Origin of the sequence: Streptomyces spiroverticillatus, from assembly GCA_014650415.1 — a bacterium.
In the GTDB taxonomy this organism is placed as follows: domain Bacteria; phylum Actinomycetota; class Actinomycetes; order Streptomycetales; family Streptomycetaceae; genus Streptomyces; species Streptomyces spiroverticillatus.
Genome location: BMUX01000014.1, coordinates 32,779 through 52,501 on the forward strand (window position 1 = coordinate 32,779; position 19,723 = coordinate 52,501).

The following is a 19,723-nucleotide window of genomic DNA, read 5'->3' on the forward strand; positions in this document are numbered from 1 at the left end:
GGATCGGGGCGGTTTCCGCCAGAGTGCGTCGAGCCTCTACCTTGAACTCCGACAGAGAGCTCAAGTCGGCTTGCAGGCAAGGGAGTTGGACTGTGGTGACAGATCCGGCGGACACCGATTCCGTCAGCGGTCGCGGATTCGGGGACTACTACCAGGTGCACGCAGGGCCACTCGTCGCCCTCTCGCTGCTGCGGGGCACGGACCTCGTGGAGGCGGCACGGCTGGCTCAGGACGCCATGACGGCGGCCCACCGGTGGCTGGACCTGCTGGACGGGAACACGGCCGGGACCGTGCAGAAGGCCTCGACCCCCGTGGTGACCGCGCAGGCGCTGCGGTCCTGGACGTGCCGGATGACCCTCGGTGGCGGATGCGGGATGCTCCGCCCGGCGGACGGGACGGTGCCCGCCCTCCTGGGGAAGGGCAGCACGGACGTCCTGGTGCAGGCCCGTCTCGTGATGGCGCTCGCCCCGCTGGGAGAGCTGAACGAGCGCCACCTCTCCGTCGTTGCCTTTCGGCTTGCGGGCTGTGCGCCGGGGGCGATCGGGTACGAGTTGGGCCTGTCGATGCCGAAGGTGCACCGCACCCTGCGCCACGTCGACAGGCTTCTCGCAGCGGCAGCGGGCGTGCGGCAGGCCGGGAGGCCCGAAGCGGCGAGTCGGGCCGCGGGGGCAGAGGAGGAGGACGTCAGGCTCGCGGAGCTGCTGGGCGAGTTGACGGCCGCGCTGGATCCCGTACTCGACCTGGGGGCCGGGCTGAACGAGGTGTGTGGCTCAACAACAGGTAACGCGGTGTGCGGCTCACCGCGTACGGAAGAAGCCCCCGCTCGCCGTGCCCCTGTGGCACGGCTGTGGAGCTTCGGCTCTTCGCTCCCCGTGCCGCCTTTCGGCGTACCGGTGCTGCACTCGTTCGCCGAGCCCGTGCCGTCCGGGGTACGGGCGTACGCGACCGGGCTCGCCCAGTGCGACGCGCAGGTCCGCGAGGCCGCCCGCCACCGGTTTCCCACGGCCGAGTTGGCGGCCGTGCGGCTCGGAGCAGCGCTCGCCCTCCAGGTCGAGCGGTTCCGGCGGGAGGCCGAGAGGTCCGGGACGCGAGCGACCCGGGACGAGTTCCCGAGGGAGGACGCCCGGGCGTTCGCGGTCGCACTGGCGCAGGACGCCGCGCTCGCCGCGCCGACGTTCGACGCGGTGAAGGATGCGGGCCTGGACGTCCCGCGCCGCGTCGGGTTCCTGGCCGCGGGCCTCGCCCATGACGACCCCTGGACGAACGAGGTCTCCTACGACGGGATCGAAGCCTCCCGTGCCCTGGCCGAGTTCCGGCGCGCGGCGGTGCGGGCGGCGCTGCTCGCGGTGCGCCGGCCCGGCACGGCCGCCTCCGATCGGCCGGCCGGCTCCGATCAGCCGGCCGGCTCGCTCACCGGGGCCCTCACGCAGTCTCTGAGTGACACCCACCGGATGATCCACCAGCTCGACGAACTGAACCAGGACCTCTCGCGGGCCGAGTCGACGCTGCCGGACGGCTACTACGTCGACATGACCCGGGACTTCGACCTCCACGAGAGCTTCCACGCGGACCTGGTCCTCGGTGTCGCCGCCGTCCGGGACGCCCTGTCACAGCCCTGAGACCAGGGACTACTTCCGGCCCCTCACCTTGTGGATCACAAAGATCACGGCCGCCACGACAAGGACCAAGAACAGGAAGAGGTTCAGAAAGGCCGTGACCAGCCTCCCCGTCCCCTGGGAACCCTCCGCTGCCGTCATGGCACTGCGAATACCCCTGCGCCCACGGCCGAACCCTGAGAGGTCCTGACGTTCAGAGCGGCGCTGACGACCAGCGCCTCCGTCCGGGAACCGGTGCGTGGTCTCACCGTGCCACGCGTTCACGCCCCTCTGCCCTGGGGCCGGGGATGCCGTGCTCCTGCGCCGCCGCCCATTGGCTCTTCCCTGTCGCGTACCACGACCCTCCCTCCCGCTGCTCGGCCAGGCCGTAGCGATAGAGGCCTTCCAGGTGCTTGGTGACGGTGCGGGCCTGGTAGCCGACCGTCTCGCAGAGTTCCTCGACCGTCGCGCCTCGTTGCCCGACCGTCTCCAGTCGGGTCCATGTGCGGTGTGCGTGGTGGCCCAGCCCGCCGTTGCGCACCGTACCGAAGACCGGTCCGGCTTCTTCGACGGATGCGGAGGTCGGCCGCACCCCGGCGGCGACAGCAGGTCGCGGTGCCTTCTTGTAGCCCAGCTTCGCGAGGACGCGCTGCACGTCGGGCACATCACGGGACGACTCCCGCACGGGGGCCGGGGTTCCACGGTGCCTCGCCCCGGAAGCCACAGGGCGAGGCGTCCGGTTCACGGTGCGGTGCTTGCGGCCCTTTTTCTTGTTGCTCATGAGTTCCCTCGTCATTGCCCGAACAGATACACGACTCAACGACGCAAAGGCCATAAAGGCTCGCTGCACGGCGCAATCGGACGAGGCTGTCGTGTTCCGGCCGACGGCATCGGGGCCGGCATTCCCCACACCAGTGGTCCGACCGCGGGCTACGGTACGGATGGGCTCACTGCCCGTTGCTCTTGGGTGAGGAGATACATGTGCCGTCAGCATGGGACCCGGCAGACGCGCCAGTCGGCGACGTGGGAGCAGCGCTGCTCATGGTCGACGCGCGGATCAAGCAAATTCACGAGTCCGGCACGGCGGACGAAGGCGCTGCCGAATCCCGGGAACTGACCCGGCTCTTCGCTGCATCGGCGGGCGCCGACGGCCTGCAGGACCTGCTCGACGGCACCTGCACCCTGATCTACATGTTCATGCAGTGGCTGCACCGGACACACGCACAGGGCGACAAGGACGTCATCGAGTACGTCGTCCCCCACCTGGTGGCCACGCTGCGCATGATGCCCAGGTCCGTGCCACCGCAGACCATCCCCACGATGGCCGCCCTGGTCATCGCGGCGGGCACGGGCCTGAGCCCGAACGGATGGCGCAGCCAGTACGGCGACTGGACACCCGAGGAGATGCAGGCACTCGAAGTCACCGCGTTCCTGATCGCCGAACACATCAACCGCATCGCCGACGACCACGGCTACGCCGTACGGCTCGTTGCCGACGCACTGGACCAGGCCGAGACCGACACGGACTGAGGAACCGAGGAAAGCCCCCGGAACTGGTCGGATCCGGTGGGAACGGCGCACGCGTGAACTCGGGCCGAGCGCGCTCGTCGTGGACATGGCCCGGCCGGATCGGCGCGGCCATTGTGCATGTCGCGCTCCTGGTGCTCGGGCCTTGCTTCCTCTGCCTCACGGTCGCCCTGCCCTTCAGACTGCCCATGGACTACGAGGGCTTCCTCGTCAGCCGCAGCCGCCGTGCTCGCCGTCTTCCCCCTTCATCAGCCGACTCGCCGCTCCGACGCCGACGGTCAAACAGATCGCGTACCGGAGGTCGGGAGCCGGCAGGCGAGCCCGGCCTCGCGCCTCGCCGCCGGCCGCTACCGAGTGGGCTCGGCACGAGGGGTGTGGTCGGAATTCCGGCTGAACGGCTGCCGGAACAGTGCGGCAGTGAGGTCCGGCAGGTGTCGGGCCGACCGTGGCACGGCGTGCTCTTCGCGCCGCAGTCGTAGGGGAGCCGGCGGTGTGAGATGCCCGTGCGGCTGCCCTGCCTGTCCGTCTGTCGTCACCGCGTGATTCCATTGCCGTACGGCAATAGTTGAGGTAGAAACGGCTCTGGCGTTCCGGTCGGTCCGCAGTCGTTCCAGGAGTGAGGGGCGCGGGATGAGCATCAGCAGCGGAACTCCACGGCCCACGGCACTGGTGGTGCGGTGCACCGGTGGCTTCCGCACCGCGTGCAGAGGAGCTTCGCGATGACCGCCGGAGAACCTCCGGTGCGTACGGGCGCCTCGTGGAACACGCTGGCTTCGCTGCGGCAGGAAACCAGGCGACTCGCCACGTTCTACCGTCTCCCCTCGGAGACCGTCGCACGGCTCGTGCTGACGGTGAGCACGCTCGCCGCGAATACCCTGCGCGAAGGGGGCTCCGTCACCCTCGACACCGCAACCGACGCGGCAGCGCCTGCGTCCGCCGGGCATGTCCGCCTCACTCTGGCGGGCCTGTGCGCCGGAAGCGAGCCGGTACAGGTGGAACTCCCCCTCCTCCCCCTCCCGCCGACGCACACCTTGCCGCACTCCGTCTCGTGGCAGCTCCCCCTGCCGGACCGCAGCGGCCCCTTCCTCCCCGCTCCACGGCCCGGGCTGCCGTCGGGTCCGGACGCCGACAGCGACGCCGAGGCCTACGAGACGGAGCTGCGCGCCGCGCTGGCGCGCCTGGACCGGCTTGCGCACCAGCAGCAGCTCCTGGAGGACGAACTGTCGGAGACGAACGACGGCGTACTCGCCCTCTACCTGCAACTCGAAGAGCGGGAGGAGCAGTTGCGGTGGGCCCAGGGCCAGACACTGCTCGCGATGGAGGATGCGCTGCGCCCTGCCGCGGTGTCGGTCGCCGGGCTGGAGCTGGCCGTCCACTACGCGCCGTCCGACCCGGCGGCCCCCACCGGTGGCGATCTCTACGACTGGTTCCAACTGCCCGACGGCACGGTGCACATCACCGTCGTCGACGCACTGGGGCACGGGATAGGCAGCACCAGGAGCGCCCTGTCGGTGACACACGCCGTGCGCACGCTGGCGCTTGAGGGACATCCGCTGGACTCGATCGTGGCGCGCGTCGACCGTCAGCTCTCCCCGCTCCTGCCGGGTCTGCAGGCCACGGTGCTGCTGGCCCGACTCGATCCGGGCACCGGTGCCCTCACGCTCGCCGGCGGCAGTCATCCCCCCGCCCTGCTGCTGCGCGCGCATGAAGGAACCGCGAGCTACCTGTCGGTACGCGGGCGAGGGGTGGGGTATCCCCTGCCGGGCAGCGACCTCCTGCGCCACGAAACACTGGCACCCGGAGATCTCCTCGTCCTCTACACGGACGGGCTCACCGAAAGCCGCCGCGACCCCATCGACGGCGAGGCCCGGCTGATCACCGCTGCCCGCAAGCACGCGGCGCGGCCTCTGCGGGAGATCCCGGCGGCGATCGCCGCCGACATGCACACCGTCGTCCTGCACGCCGACGACACCCTCGCCCTGGCCCTGCGCCGCACCCCGTCCCACCGCAGCGGCCCGGGCCAGTAGTCGCCCTCCGGGGGCCTCGGCCCTCCCCCTCCTCGGAGCACCGGACGGCCGGTCTTCTCGCGCGGCAGAGCGTGCGCCCGGCATCGCCCCGGCGCCACAAAACATTTGCCCTTTGACAACAGTGCACGTTGGTAACATTCTTACGTCTGGTTTCGGGAACGTCGCCATCCATCAGCAAGGCGGCAGTCCGCCTCCGCGCAGGACGAGAGGAGTCGGAGTGCGCCAACTCACCTGCCCCGCTGTGGTGTTGCCTCGGGGATCAAGCGATCCGGGAAGCACGGCTGTGAGGACCCGTCAGATTCGCGGCCTGGCGTGTATCCGCAGGTCTTTCGCTCCCGTCGTCCCCCGGATCCAGCTCGGGGTTCGGGGCCGTGGTCGGCCGAGCGGCCGCGCGTGCGCCGGCGGCGTCGTGAGCCTTGCGGAACGCGGTCAGTCCGCGGGTGAGGGCATCCAGCTCCTGCGGTGTCATGGCCGCGAGCGTCGAGGCGAGCTCCTGTTCGCGGTGGGCCCGCAGTTCGCCGAGGTAGCCGCGGCCGAGCGACGTGAGCCCCAGTGTCACCTCGCGGCGGTCGGTGCTGCTGAAGGAACGGTGCAGGTAGCCGATGGCCTGGAGCCGGTCGCACAGCCGGCTGACCGAGGACGGTCGCGCCCCGAGACGGCGGCCCAGCTCACGGTGGTTGATCCCGTCCCGCTCGTCGAGGATGTAGAGCACGCGTAGCTGCGACGTGGACACGGGTGCGGTGGGAACCGCGTCCCGGCCCCGTTCCCACAGCATCTCCAACTGCTCGACCACCTCTCGTGCCACCCCGGCGGCCGCGCCGCCCGCGGGGTGTGCAGCAGCCGGGTCCATTCTCCGCACCGTAAATCTCCGATTCCGCCCGTCGGCGTCCCTGCCGACCGGGCGCTCAGTCTGCCCGTCACACTGTACGAAGGTCGAACCTTTCGACCCTCCGAGAAAGGTCCCCACCTTCCATGGACCGCTTCGCCACCGCCGCTCGGGCGCTGCACACCGCAGCCCCCCACGCCCTTGTCGACACGGTCCGTGCCGTCTGTGCCGACCAGTACGGGGCGACAGAGGTCGATCTGTGGATGGCGGACTACGCCATGACGATGCTCCAGCCCGTCACCGTCCCGCCGTACACCGCACAGCCCGTCCCCATCCGCAACAGCGATCCGGGCCGCGCGCTGGGATCCCAGCAGCCCTTCGTCTGCAAGGCCCGCTACCCGAACCCGCCCCGCGCACACCTGTCCCGTCCGGCGAAACCACTGGCCAAGACGCCCGAAGCCGGTCCGGCTGTCACGGCCCACCTGCCCGTCAGCGTCCGCGGCGACCGCCTCGGCGTCCTGTCGGTCACCCTCCCCGAGGGCGACGACTCCCCGCAGGCACTCGCCGAGCTCGCGCAGCTCGCCGATGTCCTGGCCCACGAGCTCGTCGTCGCCGACCGTGACACCGATCTCTACCTCCAGGCCCGCCGGGCGACCCGCCTCACCCTCGCCGCCGAGATGCAGTGGCAGCTCCTGCCCGGGCGTTCCTGCACCCGCCCCGAGTACACGCTCGGCGCCCAGCTGGAACCCGCGTACGCGATCTACGGCGACAACTTCGACTGGGCCACCACCGCCGACACCCTCACCCTCACCGTCACGAACGGCATGGGAGACGGCATCAAGGCGGCTCTCCTCACCAACCTCGCCGTCAACGCGCTGCGCAACGCCCGCCGCGCCGGCCTCACCCTCGCCGACCAGGCCGCGCTCGCCGACCAGGCCCTGTACGCGGAACACCAGGGCGCCCAGCACGTCGCGGCCCTGCTGTTCGAGTTCGATCTCGCCACCGGGGCCTTCGAGGTCATCGACGCGGGCTCGCCAAAAATCTGGCGGCTGCGCAAGGGCGTGGTCGAACCCATCGAGCTGGAGCCCCAGCTGCCCCTCGGCATGTTCGAGGACACCCCCTACATTCCCCAGCACCACCGCGTCGAGCCCGGCGACCGGCTCCTGATCGTCAGTGACGGCGTCTACGCCTCCACCTCGGAGGACGGCGAACTCTTCAGCGCCCGCCCCCTCACCCGCGTCCTCTCCGAGACCCGGCTGCTCCCGGCCACCCAGGTGCCGCACGCCGTCCTCGACGCACTCGCCGCCCACCGCGTGCCCGGAGCCGACAGCGACGACGCCATGATCCTGTGCCTCGACTGGCACGGACGCTCTGCGGACGGGGAGAACACGCACACGACGTGATTCCCTGGACGGCGGCTGAGTGCCGGCCTCCCGAGACGGCCGACCGCTCACTTTCGGCACGGAAACGTACAGGCACCGCGCGCCGCATCCGAGGACGGCCGCACGGAAGATGCCCTTGCAGGGCCGAAGCGCTGTGCGCTGTCGTGAAGTTCAGCGAGGTCGAGCGGCGGCAACCGGGACAGCTCGCTGCTCGCTGATGCCGCGGCGGCCCGGTAGCGGGAGGTACCGAGGAGGTACCGAACGGCCTCGGTGATCGCCTCGCGGGTGGCTGCACGGCTCAGAGCGCGACCCAGCCCGAGACCGGCGAAAGCGGCCGCGTTGTCGGGCTGGTCGGCGAGCAACCCCAGGACCAGCACGGGGGTCGAGCCCTGGACCGCGTCGAGCAGGGATGCCCGCCCGCCGTGCGTGACGAACAGGTCCGCGCGACGCAGCAGCGCGGGCTGTACGACGTGCTCGACGATCCGCACGCCGGGGTGCGCGCGCTGGAGGCGTCCGGCCAGGGGGCCCGCCGACACGATCACATCGCAGTCGACGGCCGCCAAGGCGGCCAGGATTTCGCCGTACAGGCCCTCGACGACGGTACGGAGACCGGGCATGGCGGTGGTGAGGGTGCCGAGACTGACGTAGACGAGCGGGCGGGCGGCCCCGGCGCGGCCCTCGTGCACCGCGGCGTCCGTCTCCCGTGCCGTACGGTCCTCGGACGCCGAGCCGGTGCGGTGTGCCGCGAGGGTGCGCCGCACTGCGCGGATGCCGGGCGGAGGAGTGGCGTAGAACCACGGAACGGGCGCCGGGGTGAGCAGTGGCGGGAGCGCCGGCGCGCCGAGCTGCCCGTACCGCTCATGGAGGGGGGTCAGCGCGGGTGCGACGTCGGTGTCCCAGAGGTCGAGGAGCAGCGGGCCCAGGCCGTTGTCGGCGGCGACCAGCGGCAGGCCGAGAGCGCGGGCGGCCACGTGCGCGCCGAGATCGCTGCACTCCGCGACCACCAGGTCGGGCCGGGCCCGCGTCCACGCGGCCAGGAGGTGCCTCGTCTTCGTCGCGGCCCGTTCCGGCCAGAGGCGGCCGAAGACGTGCCGGTTGAACTGGTCGTTCCCATGTCGCGTCCACGTCTCGCTCGCCGTCCGCTGGACGACCGGGTCGCAGGTCCAGTCCGTACCGGCCCGCTGGAACTCCAGGCCGCGCCGCAGCGCCGCACCGCGGAACATCACGGGGCCGTGGAGGACGGTGCGGTGTCCCTGGCGGAGGGCGGGGCCGATGACGTAGTCCAACGCGGAGACGTGCGAGGGGACGGGTTCGGCGGTGAGCGCTATGTGCAGCACGGCGGTGGGCCTTTCGACGGTGCGGAGGCATTCAGCAGGCCGGGCCTGCCACGCCGACCCGAACGCGGCCGAGTCTGTGCGGCGGTGCGTCCCGGAGGCCAGGCACGGCGGGCAGTACGGGATACCGGAACGCGAGAACGGCCTCTGACCTGCTCGTACGTCGACGGCCTGGAACGCCCGAGTGGAACGGCGGTCCGCCGGGGACGCCGTCCTCCATCGGCCGCAGCAGACGCGGTGGGGCGACTCGGCACGAGGTTCGGGATGCGGGCGCGGGCAGTTGCTCGTCCCCTCATCCGTTGGAGGGAACTGTGACCGCTGAACCCCCGTTCCGCATCCGGCGGACCGCCGGTGTGAGAAGACGGAGGCAAACACGGGAAGGCAGAAAGGCGCGGCTCCGCACCGGGCGCCGGGCCGATCGGCCTTCCGACGAACCGAGTGGAGTTCCCCGATGACACCAGTGCGTACCGCGCCCCGTACAGCTCTCGTCCTTGCCGCGGCACTCACCTGCGCACTCCCGGCCACCTCCGTCGCCGCGGTGCCACCACCAGCCTCCGCGTCCGCGGTCGAAGCGCCCCGCGCCTCTGCCTCGACCACCGAACCGGTATCTGTCGGGACTCTCGACGTCCGGCGCTACCTCGGCCACTGGTTCCAGTTCGCCGCCGTACCGCGCCCGTTCGAAGCCAAGTGCGCGAAGAACGTCCACGGAACGTACGGGCTCACACCTTCCGGTTCGCTGTCCGTACGCAACGGCTGCACCACCTGGGAGGGCCGGGCCAGCTCCATCCGGGGCCAGGCCAAACCCCTTGACGCCACCGGCTCACGGCTCAACGTCTCCTTCGTCCCCGCCGACGGCGGTGGATACGTGCACGGCGAGAACGCCAACTACATCGTCGTCGGGCTCTCCGCCGACTACCGCTGGGCCGTGATCACCGACAGCGCCCGCAGGTCCGGTTTCGTCCTGTCCCGCACCCCGTACCTCACCCCGCGACGGCAGCACGCCGCACGGCAGGCGATCCGCGCGGCGGGCCTCGACCCGTGCACGTTCCTGACGACCCGTCAGGACGCGGGCTCCCGTACGGTCACACCCTTCTGCTGAGACCGTCGGACCCGAGAGGCCCAAGAGGCCCAAGAGGAAGGAACAGCGGCGCCGTACCCCAGGAGCGGCGGGGGCGGGGGCGGTCGAAGACGGCGTCGACGCCTTCCCCCTCCTCTTCAGCCTTCCCCCTCCTCGGCGGCACGTAGACCGGGCTGCGTGCGTACGGACGATCTTCCGCCTGCGAAGTCGCCAACCGCCCTGCGGATAAGCGGAGTTGCGCCCCGGGGCGACTGGAGGCCCCCGTGACGGGGTACAGCGCGAGAGACCAGTGATGCCGCGTGCCGGAGAAGGGCGACCACGCCATGAAGACAACCACCGCCAGGGGCCCGGCGCGCGTGCTCCTGACCCTCGCTACCGCCCTCGCGGCCGCAGCCGTGCCGTGCGTCAGCGCCTCGGCCGCCGCCTCAACTCCGCCGGACCAAAAGCCGGTTGAGCGGACCGACGGGCGGCACGGCTGCCCCTACGCCTATTTCGATCTGGGCGAGACCCTCATCCACACCGCCGAGGACGGCAGTACGGACTTTCGCCCCGGCGCGTACGCCCATCTGCGGGCCCTGCGCGAACGCCACATCAAGGTGGGCCTGATCACCAACGTGCCGCCCTCCTGGGGTGCGACCGACGCCGAGCGCGCCGCACGGCTCAAGCTGGAGGTCGACGCCACGTGGAAGGGCTCGGTGCCCTTCGCCTGGGCGGACTTCGGCGACCGGATCTACACGCCCCGCACCGAGGCCGAGCGCAAGCCCGCGCCCGCCCTGTGGCAGCGGGCGAAGGCGCGCTCGGGCGGGTGCGCCGTGGTGCACCAGGCGGAGACCGCCGAGGAGGTGCGGGCGGCTGCCGCCCAGGGGTTCGTGGCGTACCAGGTGGGCCTCCCGCACCGGCCGGGCTTCCTGCCGGTGCCAGTCATCGAACTCCTGGGCCGGGTGCGCGGCTGACCTGCTCGCGCCGTGGTCACGGCGGAGCCGGGCGGCCGCCGCCGGCCGTGGCCCGGCGCTCCCCCGTGGTCTGTGCCGCTTCCGCCGCTTCCGCCGCGCGTGACGGTCCGTACCGCGATTTTCGTACGACACCCGTGCGCAGCAGGAGTTGGAAGACCCCCAGCAGCGCCACCGTCACCAGGGCGCTGTGCCACAGCAGCGCGTCCAGGTGCCCCGCCGCCAGGTACGCGCCCGCGGCGACCGCCGCCAGCGCGCACACGGCGCGGTCCACGATGCTCTCGACGGACAGCAGTGTGGCGCGCGGGGCGTGCGCGGGCACCGCGTCGTTCACCAGCTTGCGCTGGATCGGGTACGCGAACCCGGTGGCCGCCGCGAACAGGCACAGCAGCGCCACCACCACCCACGGACCGCCCAGGGTCATCGCGGCGAGCGTGCCCGCGAGGGCGAGGCTGAGCAGCGACACCCACGCCACCGGCGACAGCCGCCTACTCAGCCACTGCGGGCGGGCCGAGGCCACAGCTTCGGCGACCGTCATCGCGGCGAGCACTCCGCCGTGCGAGGCCTCGGCGATGCCGTGGTCGAGCAGGATCGGCTGGAAGAGGTTGACCTGGCAGATCCGGGACAGCGTGAACACCGCCACGCCCTGCACCATCACCATCGCCAGCCACGGTGAGGTGACGACGCAGCGCAGTGCCGTGCCCGCGTCGCGCAGGAACGCGCCGCCCCGCCGTCCGCCGTCGGAGCGGTCCGCGGCCCTCTCCCGGCCGCCGTCCGGACCGGCGAGCCGGGGCAGGGCGACCGCGCAGGCCACCGACCCCGCGGCGCTGGCGGCGCTCAGCACGTACGGCGTGGAGTGCGCCACCGCCATCAGGGGGCCCACCAGCGGCCAGCACACGACCTTCGCCGCCAGGCCCAGCGCACGGGCCGTGCCCTCCGCCCTCAGGTAGTGCGCGTCGCACTTCTCGGCCCGCAGCCCGTCGTAGAGATAGGCGCTGGCCGCGCCCGAGGTGAGCGAGCGGCCCGCGGCGATGGCCAGGAAGTGGATCAGGAAGCCGGTGTAGGAGGCGGCGAACACCGGGGCCAGGTTCGCGGCGGTCATCACGACCGCACCGGCCCGCAGACAGTTGCGGGTGCCGATCCGGTCGGCGATCAGACCGGTCGGGATCTCGAACAGGCAGAACGCCACGTAGTAGATGCTCTGGATGCCGAAGATCTCCGTGTCGGAGAGCCCGGCCGCCTTCTGGTACGCGTAGAAGACCGGCATCCACCACAGCAGGTTGAACAGGAGCTGGAAGCCGTAGTTGAGCCGGATGATCCGGCGGGCGGTGGCGGTGAGTCCGCCGCCGGCCGCCGCCCGCCGTTCGGCGCGCCGGGACGCGGGGCCGCGCCTCACAGCGCGTACGGGCGGATCTGGACCAGCCGGAAGTCGCCCTGCCCGGTCATCAGCCACTCGATGTCCAGCGCCCGGTCGACGTCGCCGCCCGGTTCCGATCCGCTGAAGTGCGACTGGAGCAGCCGTCCCGTCAGGGACAGGTCGGCGAGGCGGGCGCGTGTCGCGGCGGGCAGCCCCTCGTCCCAGGAACCCAGGGCGACGGTGCGGCCGCCGCCCTCGACCGTGTTGTAGAGGTACTGCTGCGGCAGGACCGTGCCGTCGACGACCTGTTCCGGGGAGCCTGGAGAGCAGTTGAGGTAGACGTTGCGGAAGTCCTCGCGGCGGGTCGGGTTGCAGGTGACCAGGACACCGCCGAGCGCGGCGGGTTCGTACCGCTGGACGATGACGCCCATGTACGTGTCGTCCAGCGAGATCCCGACCTGGTGGCGCAGCCGCACGCTGCGCGGCGACACCAGGGAGGCCCACACCTGGCGTACCGCGTCGAGGAGTTCCCGGGCGGAGCGGACGGTGGTGACGGAGTCGTACACGCCCGCGGCCGAGAAGCCCGGCAGGTCCTCGGCGTTGGAGGAGGAGCGCACCACGAGCCGCTCGCCCCGGTCCGCGCCGGGGAAGGCCTGGCTGATCCGGCGGATGACCGACTCCGGCACGGGGGTCTGCCGGATCAGGTGCTGGAGCTGGAGGCACAGCGGGTCCAGGACGTCGCCCGCGTCGAGTTCCAGCGCCATCTTCAGCTTGCCGATGCCCTGTTGGAGGGCGGGGCTGGAGGCGAGGAAGTGCTGCTGAAGCGCGAACGGCAGGGCGACTCCCTCCGGGGCCGCCACCGTCGAGGCCACGAAGTCGGCTGCGCGGGCGGCGAGTTCGGCGGTGGTGGGCGAGGTGAGTCCGAGGCGGGCGGCGAGGTGCTGGTAGAGGTGTTCGCGGGGCGGGCGGGGCCGCCCGTAGTAGGCGGTCAGGTCCGCGGTGCGGCTGTCCAGCACGTGGTGCAGTTCGCCGAGGTTGGCGGCCTTGGTGCCGTACCGGTCGCGGTCGGCGGCGCGCAGCCGGTGCAGGGCCAGCACCGGGGTGTCGTCGAGCAGCGGGGGCTCCAGGCGGATGCGCTGCTGGTGCCAGGCCGGGGCCCGCAACTCGGGCTCCTGGTCGAGGCGTTCGAACAGGATCTCGTCCTCGCGCACCCGGTAACGCACCCACGCCCCGTCGAGACCGTCCGCCTCGACGAGTTGTTCCAGGTCGCGCACGATCGCGTTGGGTATGCCCCAGCCCGACGCCAGGACGTTGGTGTGCGAGAGCGGGGTGATGGGGGCGGTGTTGACGAACCCGGCGACCCGGGGCACGTCGTCCGGCAGGCACGGCATGGCCACGATGTCCGCCCAGCCGAGGGCGGACTCGGCCGCCGCGTACTCCGCGTGGGTGCGGAAGAAGCGCAGGCGTCCGGTGGCGTCCCCGGGGTTGAGCGGGGTCCGGATCCGGTTGCCGAACAGTTCGTGGCTCAGGACGCGCGGGACGCGCTGTTCACTGATCGCCGACAGCTCCTCCTCCTGCCGGTGGTTGGCCGGTTTGAGGAGGACGGGGAGCCTGCCGTCGACCCTTTCGCGGACGAACTCGTAGAACGCGGCGAGGAGTTCACCGCCCATGGTGTCGGCCTCGGTGGTCTCCAGGACGAGGAAGGTACGGTCCTGGCCCTCCGCGTCCTCGTCGGTGTGCAGCGACAGTACGCCCAGCAGGAAGCGGCGGTCGGGGTCGGTGTAGACGGAGGCGTTGAACGCGTCGAGGTCGGCGTCCAGCGCGGCCATGGACATGCCCAGGACGCGGGTGGCGACGTAGTCGACGTGGAAGGGGTGGACGGCCGTGTCCAGGAGGTGCCAGGTGTGCTCTGTCCGGTCGACGACGACCTTGAGGTAGGGGTGTCCGGCCAGCACGCCGGACAGGGTCCGGAACAGCGGCAGCGACAGGTTCTCGCCGACGACGGTGCGGTCCGTCATGACCCCCTCGGCGCCTGTGACGAGTGCGGCGGTCATACGGAGACCTCCTCGGGCCGAACTGCGGGCAGCACCCGCGGCAGCGCGTCCACCAGCGCGGCGAAGTCGCGCAGGACGGTGCGTGCGTCGGTCGCGGACAGCAGGCACAGGGCGGCCATGGTGTTGGCACCCGCCGCCGGGTCGTACACCGGTACGGGCGTGCCGTCGGCCAGGGAGCTCTCCGCGACCACCGACAGGGTGCTGCCCCGGCTCAGCGGCACCTGCGCCGCCACCACGGGGAAGTCCCAGACCCTGCGGTCGGCCCAGGCCTTGCCCTGGCCGTTGACCGCCAGCACGACGAGGGAACCCGCCGCACCGCGCGCCTGCGCGGGCGTGAGCGCCTGTGCGGGCCACGCCACCTCGCGCCCCAAAAGATGCTCGACCAGCATGCCGACCAGATCGAGGCCGAAGACCTCCTCGATCTGCGGAACGGTCATCGCGCCGCCGAACCTGGCGGCCGTCTCGATGAGCCACATCTCGCCGCCCGCACCGAGCTTGATCTCCGTGTGGATTCCGCAGTTCCGCAGTCCCAGGGCGTCCACGGAGGCCCGCGCGAGCCGCACCACACGGTCCTGCGCGTCCGGCGGCAGCAGTGCCGGGGTGATGCCCGCCCGCTCGGTGAACGGCTCGACCGTCGGCATCCGGCCGCTGACGCAGACCGGATGGAACGTGCCGTCCGCGACGACGCCCTCCACGCTGACGTAGTCGCCCCAGCCGGACTCCTCGAACCATGCGGACGCCGTACCGGTGACGATCTGCTCGACGACGAAGTCCGCGTCCGCCGACTCCACATGCAGCTCGGCGAACCCCAACTGGGCCGACTCGGCCATGACGTCGCGCGAGCGCCGCCAGGCCGTGGTCACCTCGTGCGGGGTCCGGATGATCTGGTGCGCGGTGGAGCCCGCGCTCCACGCCGCCTTCAGGAGCAGCGGGAACGGCAGCTCCCTGGCCGCCTCGTGCAGGTCGCCCTCGGTGGCGACGGGCCGGAACGAGGGCTGCGGCAGGCCGTGTTCACGCCAGGTGCGCCGCATCAGACGCTTATCGCGGGCGAGCCGGGCCGCACCGCCGGCCCCCGCGAGCCCGAGTGCCTCGCAGGCCTCGGCGACGGCCACCACCGCGTACTCGGAGAAGGTCAGCACGGCGTCCGCGCCCACGGCCCCGGCCCGCGCGACGATCAGCGACACCAGATCGGCCCGCTGCGCCTCGGTCGGGGTCTGCACGGAGGCGCACAGCCCGCGGGCGGCATCGGCCACGGCGGGAGGCAGAGCACTGAGCGCCAGCAGGTGCACCTCCGCCTTGGCGGCCGCCCTCAGCAGGACGTGGCCGAGCGGCGGGCCGCCCTTGGCATGCACTAACAGCACCTTGCTCACGGAAATTCGTCTCCATTCGTCGTTCGGGTCGGGGGTGCGTACGAGGTGGTGGGGGGGGCGTACGAGGCGGTGGGGGCCGTACGAGTCGGTGGGGGTGTACGGGCCTCGGCCGTACTTCCAGGAGACCAGGCCAGGGATGTGCGCAGCGTCGCCCGGCACGGCCACGACTCAGGCAGATGCCTGAATCCCGGGCGGTATCTCCCCCTCCGGATCGTCTGTCGGAGGAGTACGCGCGGCCGCGCGCTCGAACTTCCCCGCAGCGCAAGGCACTTCGGCCGATAACCGCGTCTGCGCGGCACCGGCACGGGATACCCATCGGTAGGTGACTGAGCGTCAGCCGGTCATCTACGGACGGAGAGAATCCTGTGGACGCATCCACCCTGAAGGCACTGCTCGCGCACCTTCCCGTGCTCTGGTGGGAGACCGTCGACGAGCCCGTGCTCCGCGGGCCGCGGCCGGCCGCCGACGCCGGACCCCGCAGGCCACCCCGCTACGAGACCTTCGCCGACCTCGTCGACCTCGCCCCGGCGTCCGCCTTCATCCGGGACGGCGACGGCCGCTACCTGTGGGCCAACCACGCCTACGCCCACCTCTACAACACCGTGCCGGGGGAACTCGTCGGCAAGCGCATCGAGGACTTCGATCCCCCGGCCGACGCGGACCGGTTCCGCGCACTGGACCAGGAGATACTGACCCGTGGCACCCCGGTGCGCCACACCCTGCACTACCGCCGCTCCGACGGCACCGAGGGGCAGGCGGTGGGGCACCGCTTCCCCGTCCGGGAGGACGCGCGGACCTGCGTCGCCGGGATCTACGTCGACGTCACCGACCACCTGCGCGCCACCGTCAGACGGCAGCGGGCGGAGGAGAGCCTCCAGGCGCTGCGTGACCACAGCGGCCTGCCCTGCGCGCTGCTGACGGCGGGCGGGCGCGTGGTCGAGGCGAGCACGGCGGCGGCCGAACTCTTCCACCTCGGGCTGCCCGACCTGCTCGGCCGCCGCGCCCACACCCTGCTGGCGCCGGACCCCGGACTCGACCGCCTGCACCGGCGGTGGAACGGGCTGATCGCACGGCGCACCAGACGGCTGGAGAGCACCGTCGTCCTCGCCGACGCCCAGGGCCGCAGGCGCCGCGCCGAACTTCATCTGACGACGGTCGGCGGCCCCACCGGGCGGGCCCGGCACGTCTGGGCCGTGGTCACCCAGCAGAGCCTGGCCGTCGAGGTGCATCCCACGCCCACTGCCGCGCAGGTCAGGATCCTGTCGCTCCTCGCGGAGGGCAGCAGCAACAGCGACATCGCCGCCTCGCTGAAGCTGTCGCGGCAGACGGTCGACTACCACCTCGGGCGACTGCGAGAACTGCTGGACGCGCCCAGCCGCCCCGCACTCGTCGCCCGCGCCTACGTACTGGGCATCCTGGCCCCGCGCGCGTGGCCCCCGCGCTCGGCCACGGCACCGCATCCGCTCAGCACGGCCTGACACCTCTGTCGGGCGGCACGTCGGCCGCACCGCCGGTCCACGACGCGCCGGGCGCGTGAAAGGGCCGGGCCGCCCCGGGGCACCCGGCCCCGGCACGGTCCCGACGCCGCGGTCCTGCGGGACTCGGCCTCAGGTCCGTGCCGTACCTGCCCGGCAGATCCCGGGCAGGTGCACGACGAGCAGCGTGAAGGCGGCGAGTACGACGTTGCGGGCCGCGGCGTCCAGACCGTTCCAGTCGGACGACTGCCACATGGCGAACCACTCGCCGCCGACGGCGAGGAAGCCCATCCCGAAGAGCAACAGCATCATGACCAGGCCCACAGTGCTGGCCGCGCGGGCGCGAGCATATGCGTCGCGGCGCAGCCCCGTGATCCAGAACCAGGTAGCGGTGAGGAGGACGCACGCGGTCAGCGTCTCCCAGGCGATGACGGCGACGTAGGCGGCGTTCTGAACGGCGGGGGATTCGACTGCCCGCCACATCAGGTCGGGGTCCTTGAACGTGGTGTCCATGCTCAGGACGTGCTGGACGAACTGCTGGTTGGTACCGAAATCCGTGATGTTTCCGAACGCGACCAGAGTCATGTAGAGCGCGACGGTCGCCGTCAGCGCGGTCGCCGCGACAGGGGGCGCGCCCAGCCGGAGTAACCAGTTCCGCGGGGCGGTCGGGGCCGCTCCCTCGGGAGGCGACCCGTCGGATCCGGTGCTGGTCGGTCGATGGTGCTGTGCCATGTATGTGCCTTTCCTCGTCGTCCCGCGGGTCGTCCCGCGGAAAGTCGGACCACGGGTCGCACTCGTGCCTCTCGCCTGTTCACGTGCGGGGGCCGTCCTGCCAGGTGACAACTATCGTGCTTCGGCTCAGCGGACCGGTAGGGCAGCGGCCCAGCAGAACGGGCGGCAGGGAGAGGTCCGGAAGGGTGCCGCCGACCGAGACGCTCAACCCTCACCGGTCTCCCGCGGTCATGTGGTGCAGACGGTTCCGGTCGCATCCCGGCGGCCGCACCCGTCACACGCGACACGCACAGCGACAAGGAGCACGGCATGACGTTCAGGAACTTACGCAAGTCCGCTCGGACCGCAGCGGTGACTCTCGCGGCGGCGATGGCAGCCACCGCCTTCACCGTCCCCGCCCAGGCATCGCCGATCACCGGCCACGGCGCGACAGGTCACGAGGCAACCCGGCGTGCGATCGACGCGGAAGTGCGGGCGGGCATCCCCGGCATCACCGCGCAGGTGCGGGATGCGCGCGGCGTCTGGAGGGCGACGTCGGGCGTCGGAGACCGGACCAGCGGAGCGCCGCGCGGCGAGAACGACCGGTACCGGGTCGGCAGCATCACCAAGACGTTCGTGGCGACCGTACTGCTCCAGCTGGAGGCCGAGGGCAGACTCGACCTCGACGACACCGTGGAGCACCACCTCCCCGGCCTGGTGCGGGGCAACGGCAACGACGGCAACAGGATCACCGTACGTCACCTCCTCAGCCACACCAGCGGCCTGTTCGACTACCTGGCCGACGAGGAGTACGTCGCCACGTACCTGCGCGGCGAGGGCTACCTCAAGCACCGCTACGACACTCTGCCGCCGCTGAAGCACGTGAAGGTGGCGCTGTCCCACCCTCCGCTGTTCACGCCGGGCAAGGAGTTCTCGTACTCCAACACCAACTACATCCTGGCCGGGCTGATCCTGGAGAAGGCGGGCAAGCGGTCGTACGAGGCGCAGGTCCGGGAGCGGATCATCAAGCCGCTGGGGCTGAGGGCGACGACCAATCCCGGCAACAGCATTCGCATTCCTCAGCCCAGCAGCCGCGCCTACTCGAAACTGTTCGACGCGCAGCCCGACCGGATCGACGACGTCACCGAGATGAACGGCTCGCAGGGCTGGGCCGACGGCGACATCATCTCCACCAACGGCGATCTCAACCGGTTCTACCGCGCCCTGATGCACGGCCGGCTGCTGCCGCCCCAGCAGCTCAAGGCGATGAAGACGACGGGCCCGTCCACCGGCCGTGCAGGCATGGAGTACGGGCTCGGTCTCATGAAGATACGCACGAGCTGCGGCACCACCCTCTGGGGCCACGGCGGCGGCATGGTCGGCTCCACCTCCCTGGCCGTGACCACGGAGGACGGCCGCCATCAACTCGCGTACAACCGCAACGGGGACTGGAACACGGGGGCTCCGAACGCCATCGCCGAAGCCGAGTTCTGCCCACCGAAGGCGCAGCGGAGCCACTGATCCGTGTGCGCCACCACGGTGCGGGGGCCCTGCCCGGCGGGGGACGGCTGTCCGGGGCTGACCGGCGGATTTCCGCCGGTCGCTGCCGACGCGGACGATGCCCTCCAGCTTCACGCCCTCCGTCTGAGCGGATTCCGGGATCACCGCCAGGAAGGGGTAACTCTCGGTGGAGTCGGAGCCGTTGACGATGACGTGGGCGCTGCCCGCAGCGAGGGTGGCACAGGCTGTCGCGGTGAGCGCGGTGGCGGCGAGGGTACGGGTGGTGCGGCGGCTGAACACAAGGGGGCCTTCTGGCTCGGGAGTGGCGAACTGGGCTCAGCCTGTCCGCCCGTGATCTTCCGGACAGTCCGGGCAGCGGGAGTCAGAGGGGTGTTGCCAGCACCCCACAAGCCGGGGGCGGGCGGGACCGGGTGGACGTCACGCGGGGCTGTGCGTCGTTGAGGGACGCCGCCGCGACGCGCCGCCCACTCGCGCGGCCTTCGCATATCCAGGGGATATCGAGAAACGCATACGGCG

The 19,723-nt window shown here is 71.6% G+C and carries 15 protein-coding genes; 8 read left to right on the top strand and 7 right to left on the bottom strand.

What is annotated here, in order from left to right; genetic code table 11:
* The first annotated feature begins 92 nt into the window (after positions 1-92).
* Entirely contained in the window at positions 93-1,619 is a 1,527-nt protein-coding gene (locus IE269_RS30450) for a hypothetical protein (protein WP_189826443.1), read from the top strand.
* Between the two features lie 241 nt (positions 1,620-1,860).
* On the opposite strand, the gene IE269_RS30455 is transcribed toward IE269_RS30450, so the two are convergent.
* On the bottom strand, positions 1,861-2,376 hold the full coding sequence (locus IE269_RS30455) for an ArsR/SmtB family transcription factor (protein WP_189826444.1): 516 nt from the start codon (positions 2,374-2,376) through the stop codon (positions 1,861-1,863).
* 200 nt (positions 2,377-2,576) lie between these two features.
* On the opposite strand from IE269_RS30455, the gene IE269_RS30460 reads away from it, so the two are divergent.
* Together IE269_RS30460 and IE269_RS30465 are read left to right on the top strand one after the other, a co-directional pair.
* A complete protein-coding gene (locus tag IE269_RS30460) occupies positions 2,577-3,125 on the top strand; it encodes a hypothetical protein (protein ID WP_189826445.1) in 549 nt (182 codons plus the stop codon).
* Positions 3,126-3,841: 716 nt separating this feature from the next.
* Positions 3,842-5,149 (top strand): PP2C family protein-serine/threonine phosphatase, encoded by a 1,308-nt coding sequence (locus tag IE269_RS30465; RefSeq protein ID WP_189826446.1) that lies wholly within the window; start codon positions 3,842-3,844, stop codon positions 5,147-5,149.
* 259 nt (positions 5,150-5,408) lie between these two features.
* Here IE269_RS30465 and IE269_RS30470 read toward each other — a convergent pair whose 3' ends face one another.
* Positions 5,409-5,999, bottom strand: a complete 591-nt coding sequence (locus tag IE269_RS30470; protein WP_189826447.1) for a MarR family winged helix-turn-helix transcriptional regulator — start codon at positions 5,997-5,999, stop codon at positions 5,409-5,411.
* A 122-nt stretch (positions 6,000-6,121) separates the two neighbouring features.
* On the opposite strand from IE269_RS30470, the gene IE269_RS30475 reads away from it, so the two are divergent.
* Positions 6,122-7,378 carry a PP2C family protein-serine/threonine phosphatase gene (locus IE269_RS30475; protein ID WP_189826448.1) on the top strand — a complete coding sequence of 419 codons (1,257 nt, stop codon included), beginning with the start codon at positions 6,122-6,124 and terminating at the stop codon, positions 7,376-7,378.
* Between the two features lie 47 nt (positions 7,379-7,425).
* Here the strand turns inward: IE269_RS30475 and IE269_RS30480 are convergent, their stop codons facing one another.
* Positions 7,426-8,694, bottom strand: a complete 1,269-nt coding sequence (locus IE269_RS30480) for a glycosyltransferase (RefSeq protein ID WP_189826449.1) — start codon at positions 8,692-8,694, stop codon at positions 7,426-7,428.
* A gap of 448 nt (positions 8,695-9,142) precedes the next feature.
* Between IE269_RS30480 and IE269_RS30485 the strand changes: the two genes are divergently transcribed.
* Complete coding sequence (locus IE269_RS30485; protein WP_189826450.1) at positions 9,143-9,790, top strand: lipocalin family protein; 648 nt, start codon at positions 9,143-9,145, stop codon at positions 9,788-9,790.
* A 302-nt stretch (positions 9,791-10,092) separates the two neighbouring features.
* Positions 10,093-10,722: an HAD family hydrolase gene (locus IE269_RS30490; protein ID WP_189826451.1), complete on the top strand. Its 630-nt coding sequence runs from the start codon at positions 10,093-10,095 to the stop codon at positions 10,720-10,722.
* Between the two features lie 16 nt (positions 10,723-10,738).
* Here IE269_RS30490 and IE269_RS30495 read toward each other — a convergent pair whose 3' ends face one another.
* Genes IE269_RS30495 through IE269_RS30505 form a run of 3 tightly spaced genes read right to left on the bottom strand, consistent with a single transcriptional unit; the run spans position 10,739 to position 15,659 of the window.
* Positions 10,739-12,115, bottom strand: a complete 1,377-nt coding sequence (locus tag IE269_RS30495) for an MFS transporter (RefSeq protein ID WP_229898497.1) — start codon at positions 12,113-12,115, stop codon at positions 10,739-10,741.
* Positions 12,112-14,130 carry a PEP/pyruvate-binding domain-containing protein gene (locus tag IE269_RS30500; protein WP_189826452.1) on the bottom strand — a complete coding sequence of 673 codons (2,019 nt, stop codon included), beginning with the start codon at positions 14,128-14,130 and terminating at the stop codon, positions 12,112-12,114. Before IE269_RS30500 ends, IE269_RS30495 begins: the two co-directional genes overlap by 4 nt.
* Positions 14,127-15,659: an ATP-grasp domain-containing protein gene (locus tag IE269_RS30505; protein WP_438817665.1), complete on the bottom strand. Its 1,533-nt coding sequence runs from the start codon at positions 15,657-15,659 to the stop codon at positions 14,127-14,129. The genes IE269_RS30500 and IE269_RS30505 overlap by 4 nt, the downstream gene beginning before the upstream one ends.
* A gap of 206 nt (positions 15,660-15,865) precedes the next feature.
* Between IE269_RS30505 and IE269_RS30510 the strand changes: the two genes are divergently transcribed.
* On the top strand, positions 15,866-16,978 hold the full coding sequence (locus tag IE269_RS30510) for a PAS domain-containing protein (RefSeq protein ID WP_189826453.1): 1,113 nt from the start codon (positions 15,866-15,868) through the stop codon (positions 16,976-16,978).
* Positions 16,979-17,107: 129 nt separating this feature from the next.
* Here IE269_RS30510 and IE269_RS30515 read toward each other — a convergent pair whose 3' ends face one another.
* Positions 17,108-17,707 (bottom strand): DUF2165 domain-containing protein, encoded by a 600-nt coding sequence (locus IE269_RS30515; protein WP_189826454.1) that lies wholly within the window; start codon positions 17,705-17,707, stop codon positions 17,108-17,110.
* A gap of 309 nt (positions 17,708-18,016) precedes the next feature.
* On the opposite strand from IE269_RS30515, the gene IE269_RS30520 reads away from it, so the two are divergent.
* Positions 18,017-19,207, top strand: a complete 1,191-nt coding sequence (locus IE269_RS30520) for a serine hydrolase domain-containing protein (RefSeq protein WP_189826455.1) — start codon at positions 18,017-18,019, stop codon at positions 19,205-19,207.
* Positions 19,208-19,723: the final 516 nt, after the last annotated feature.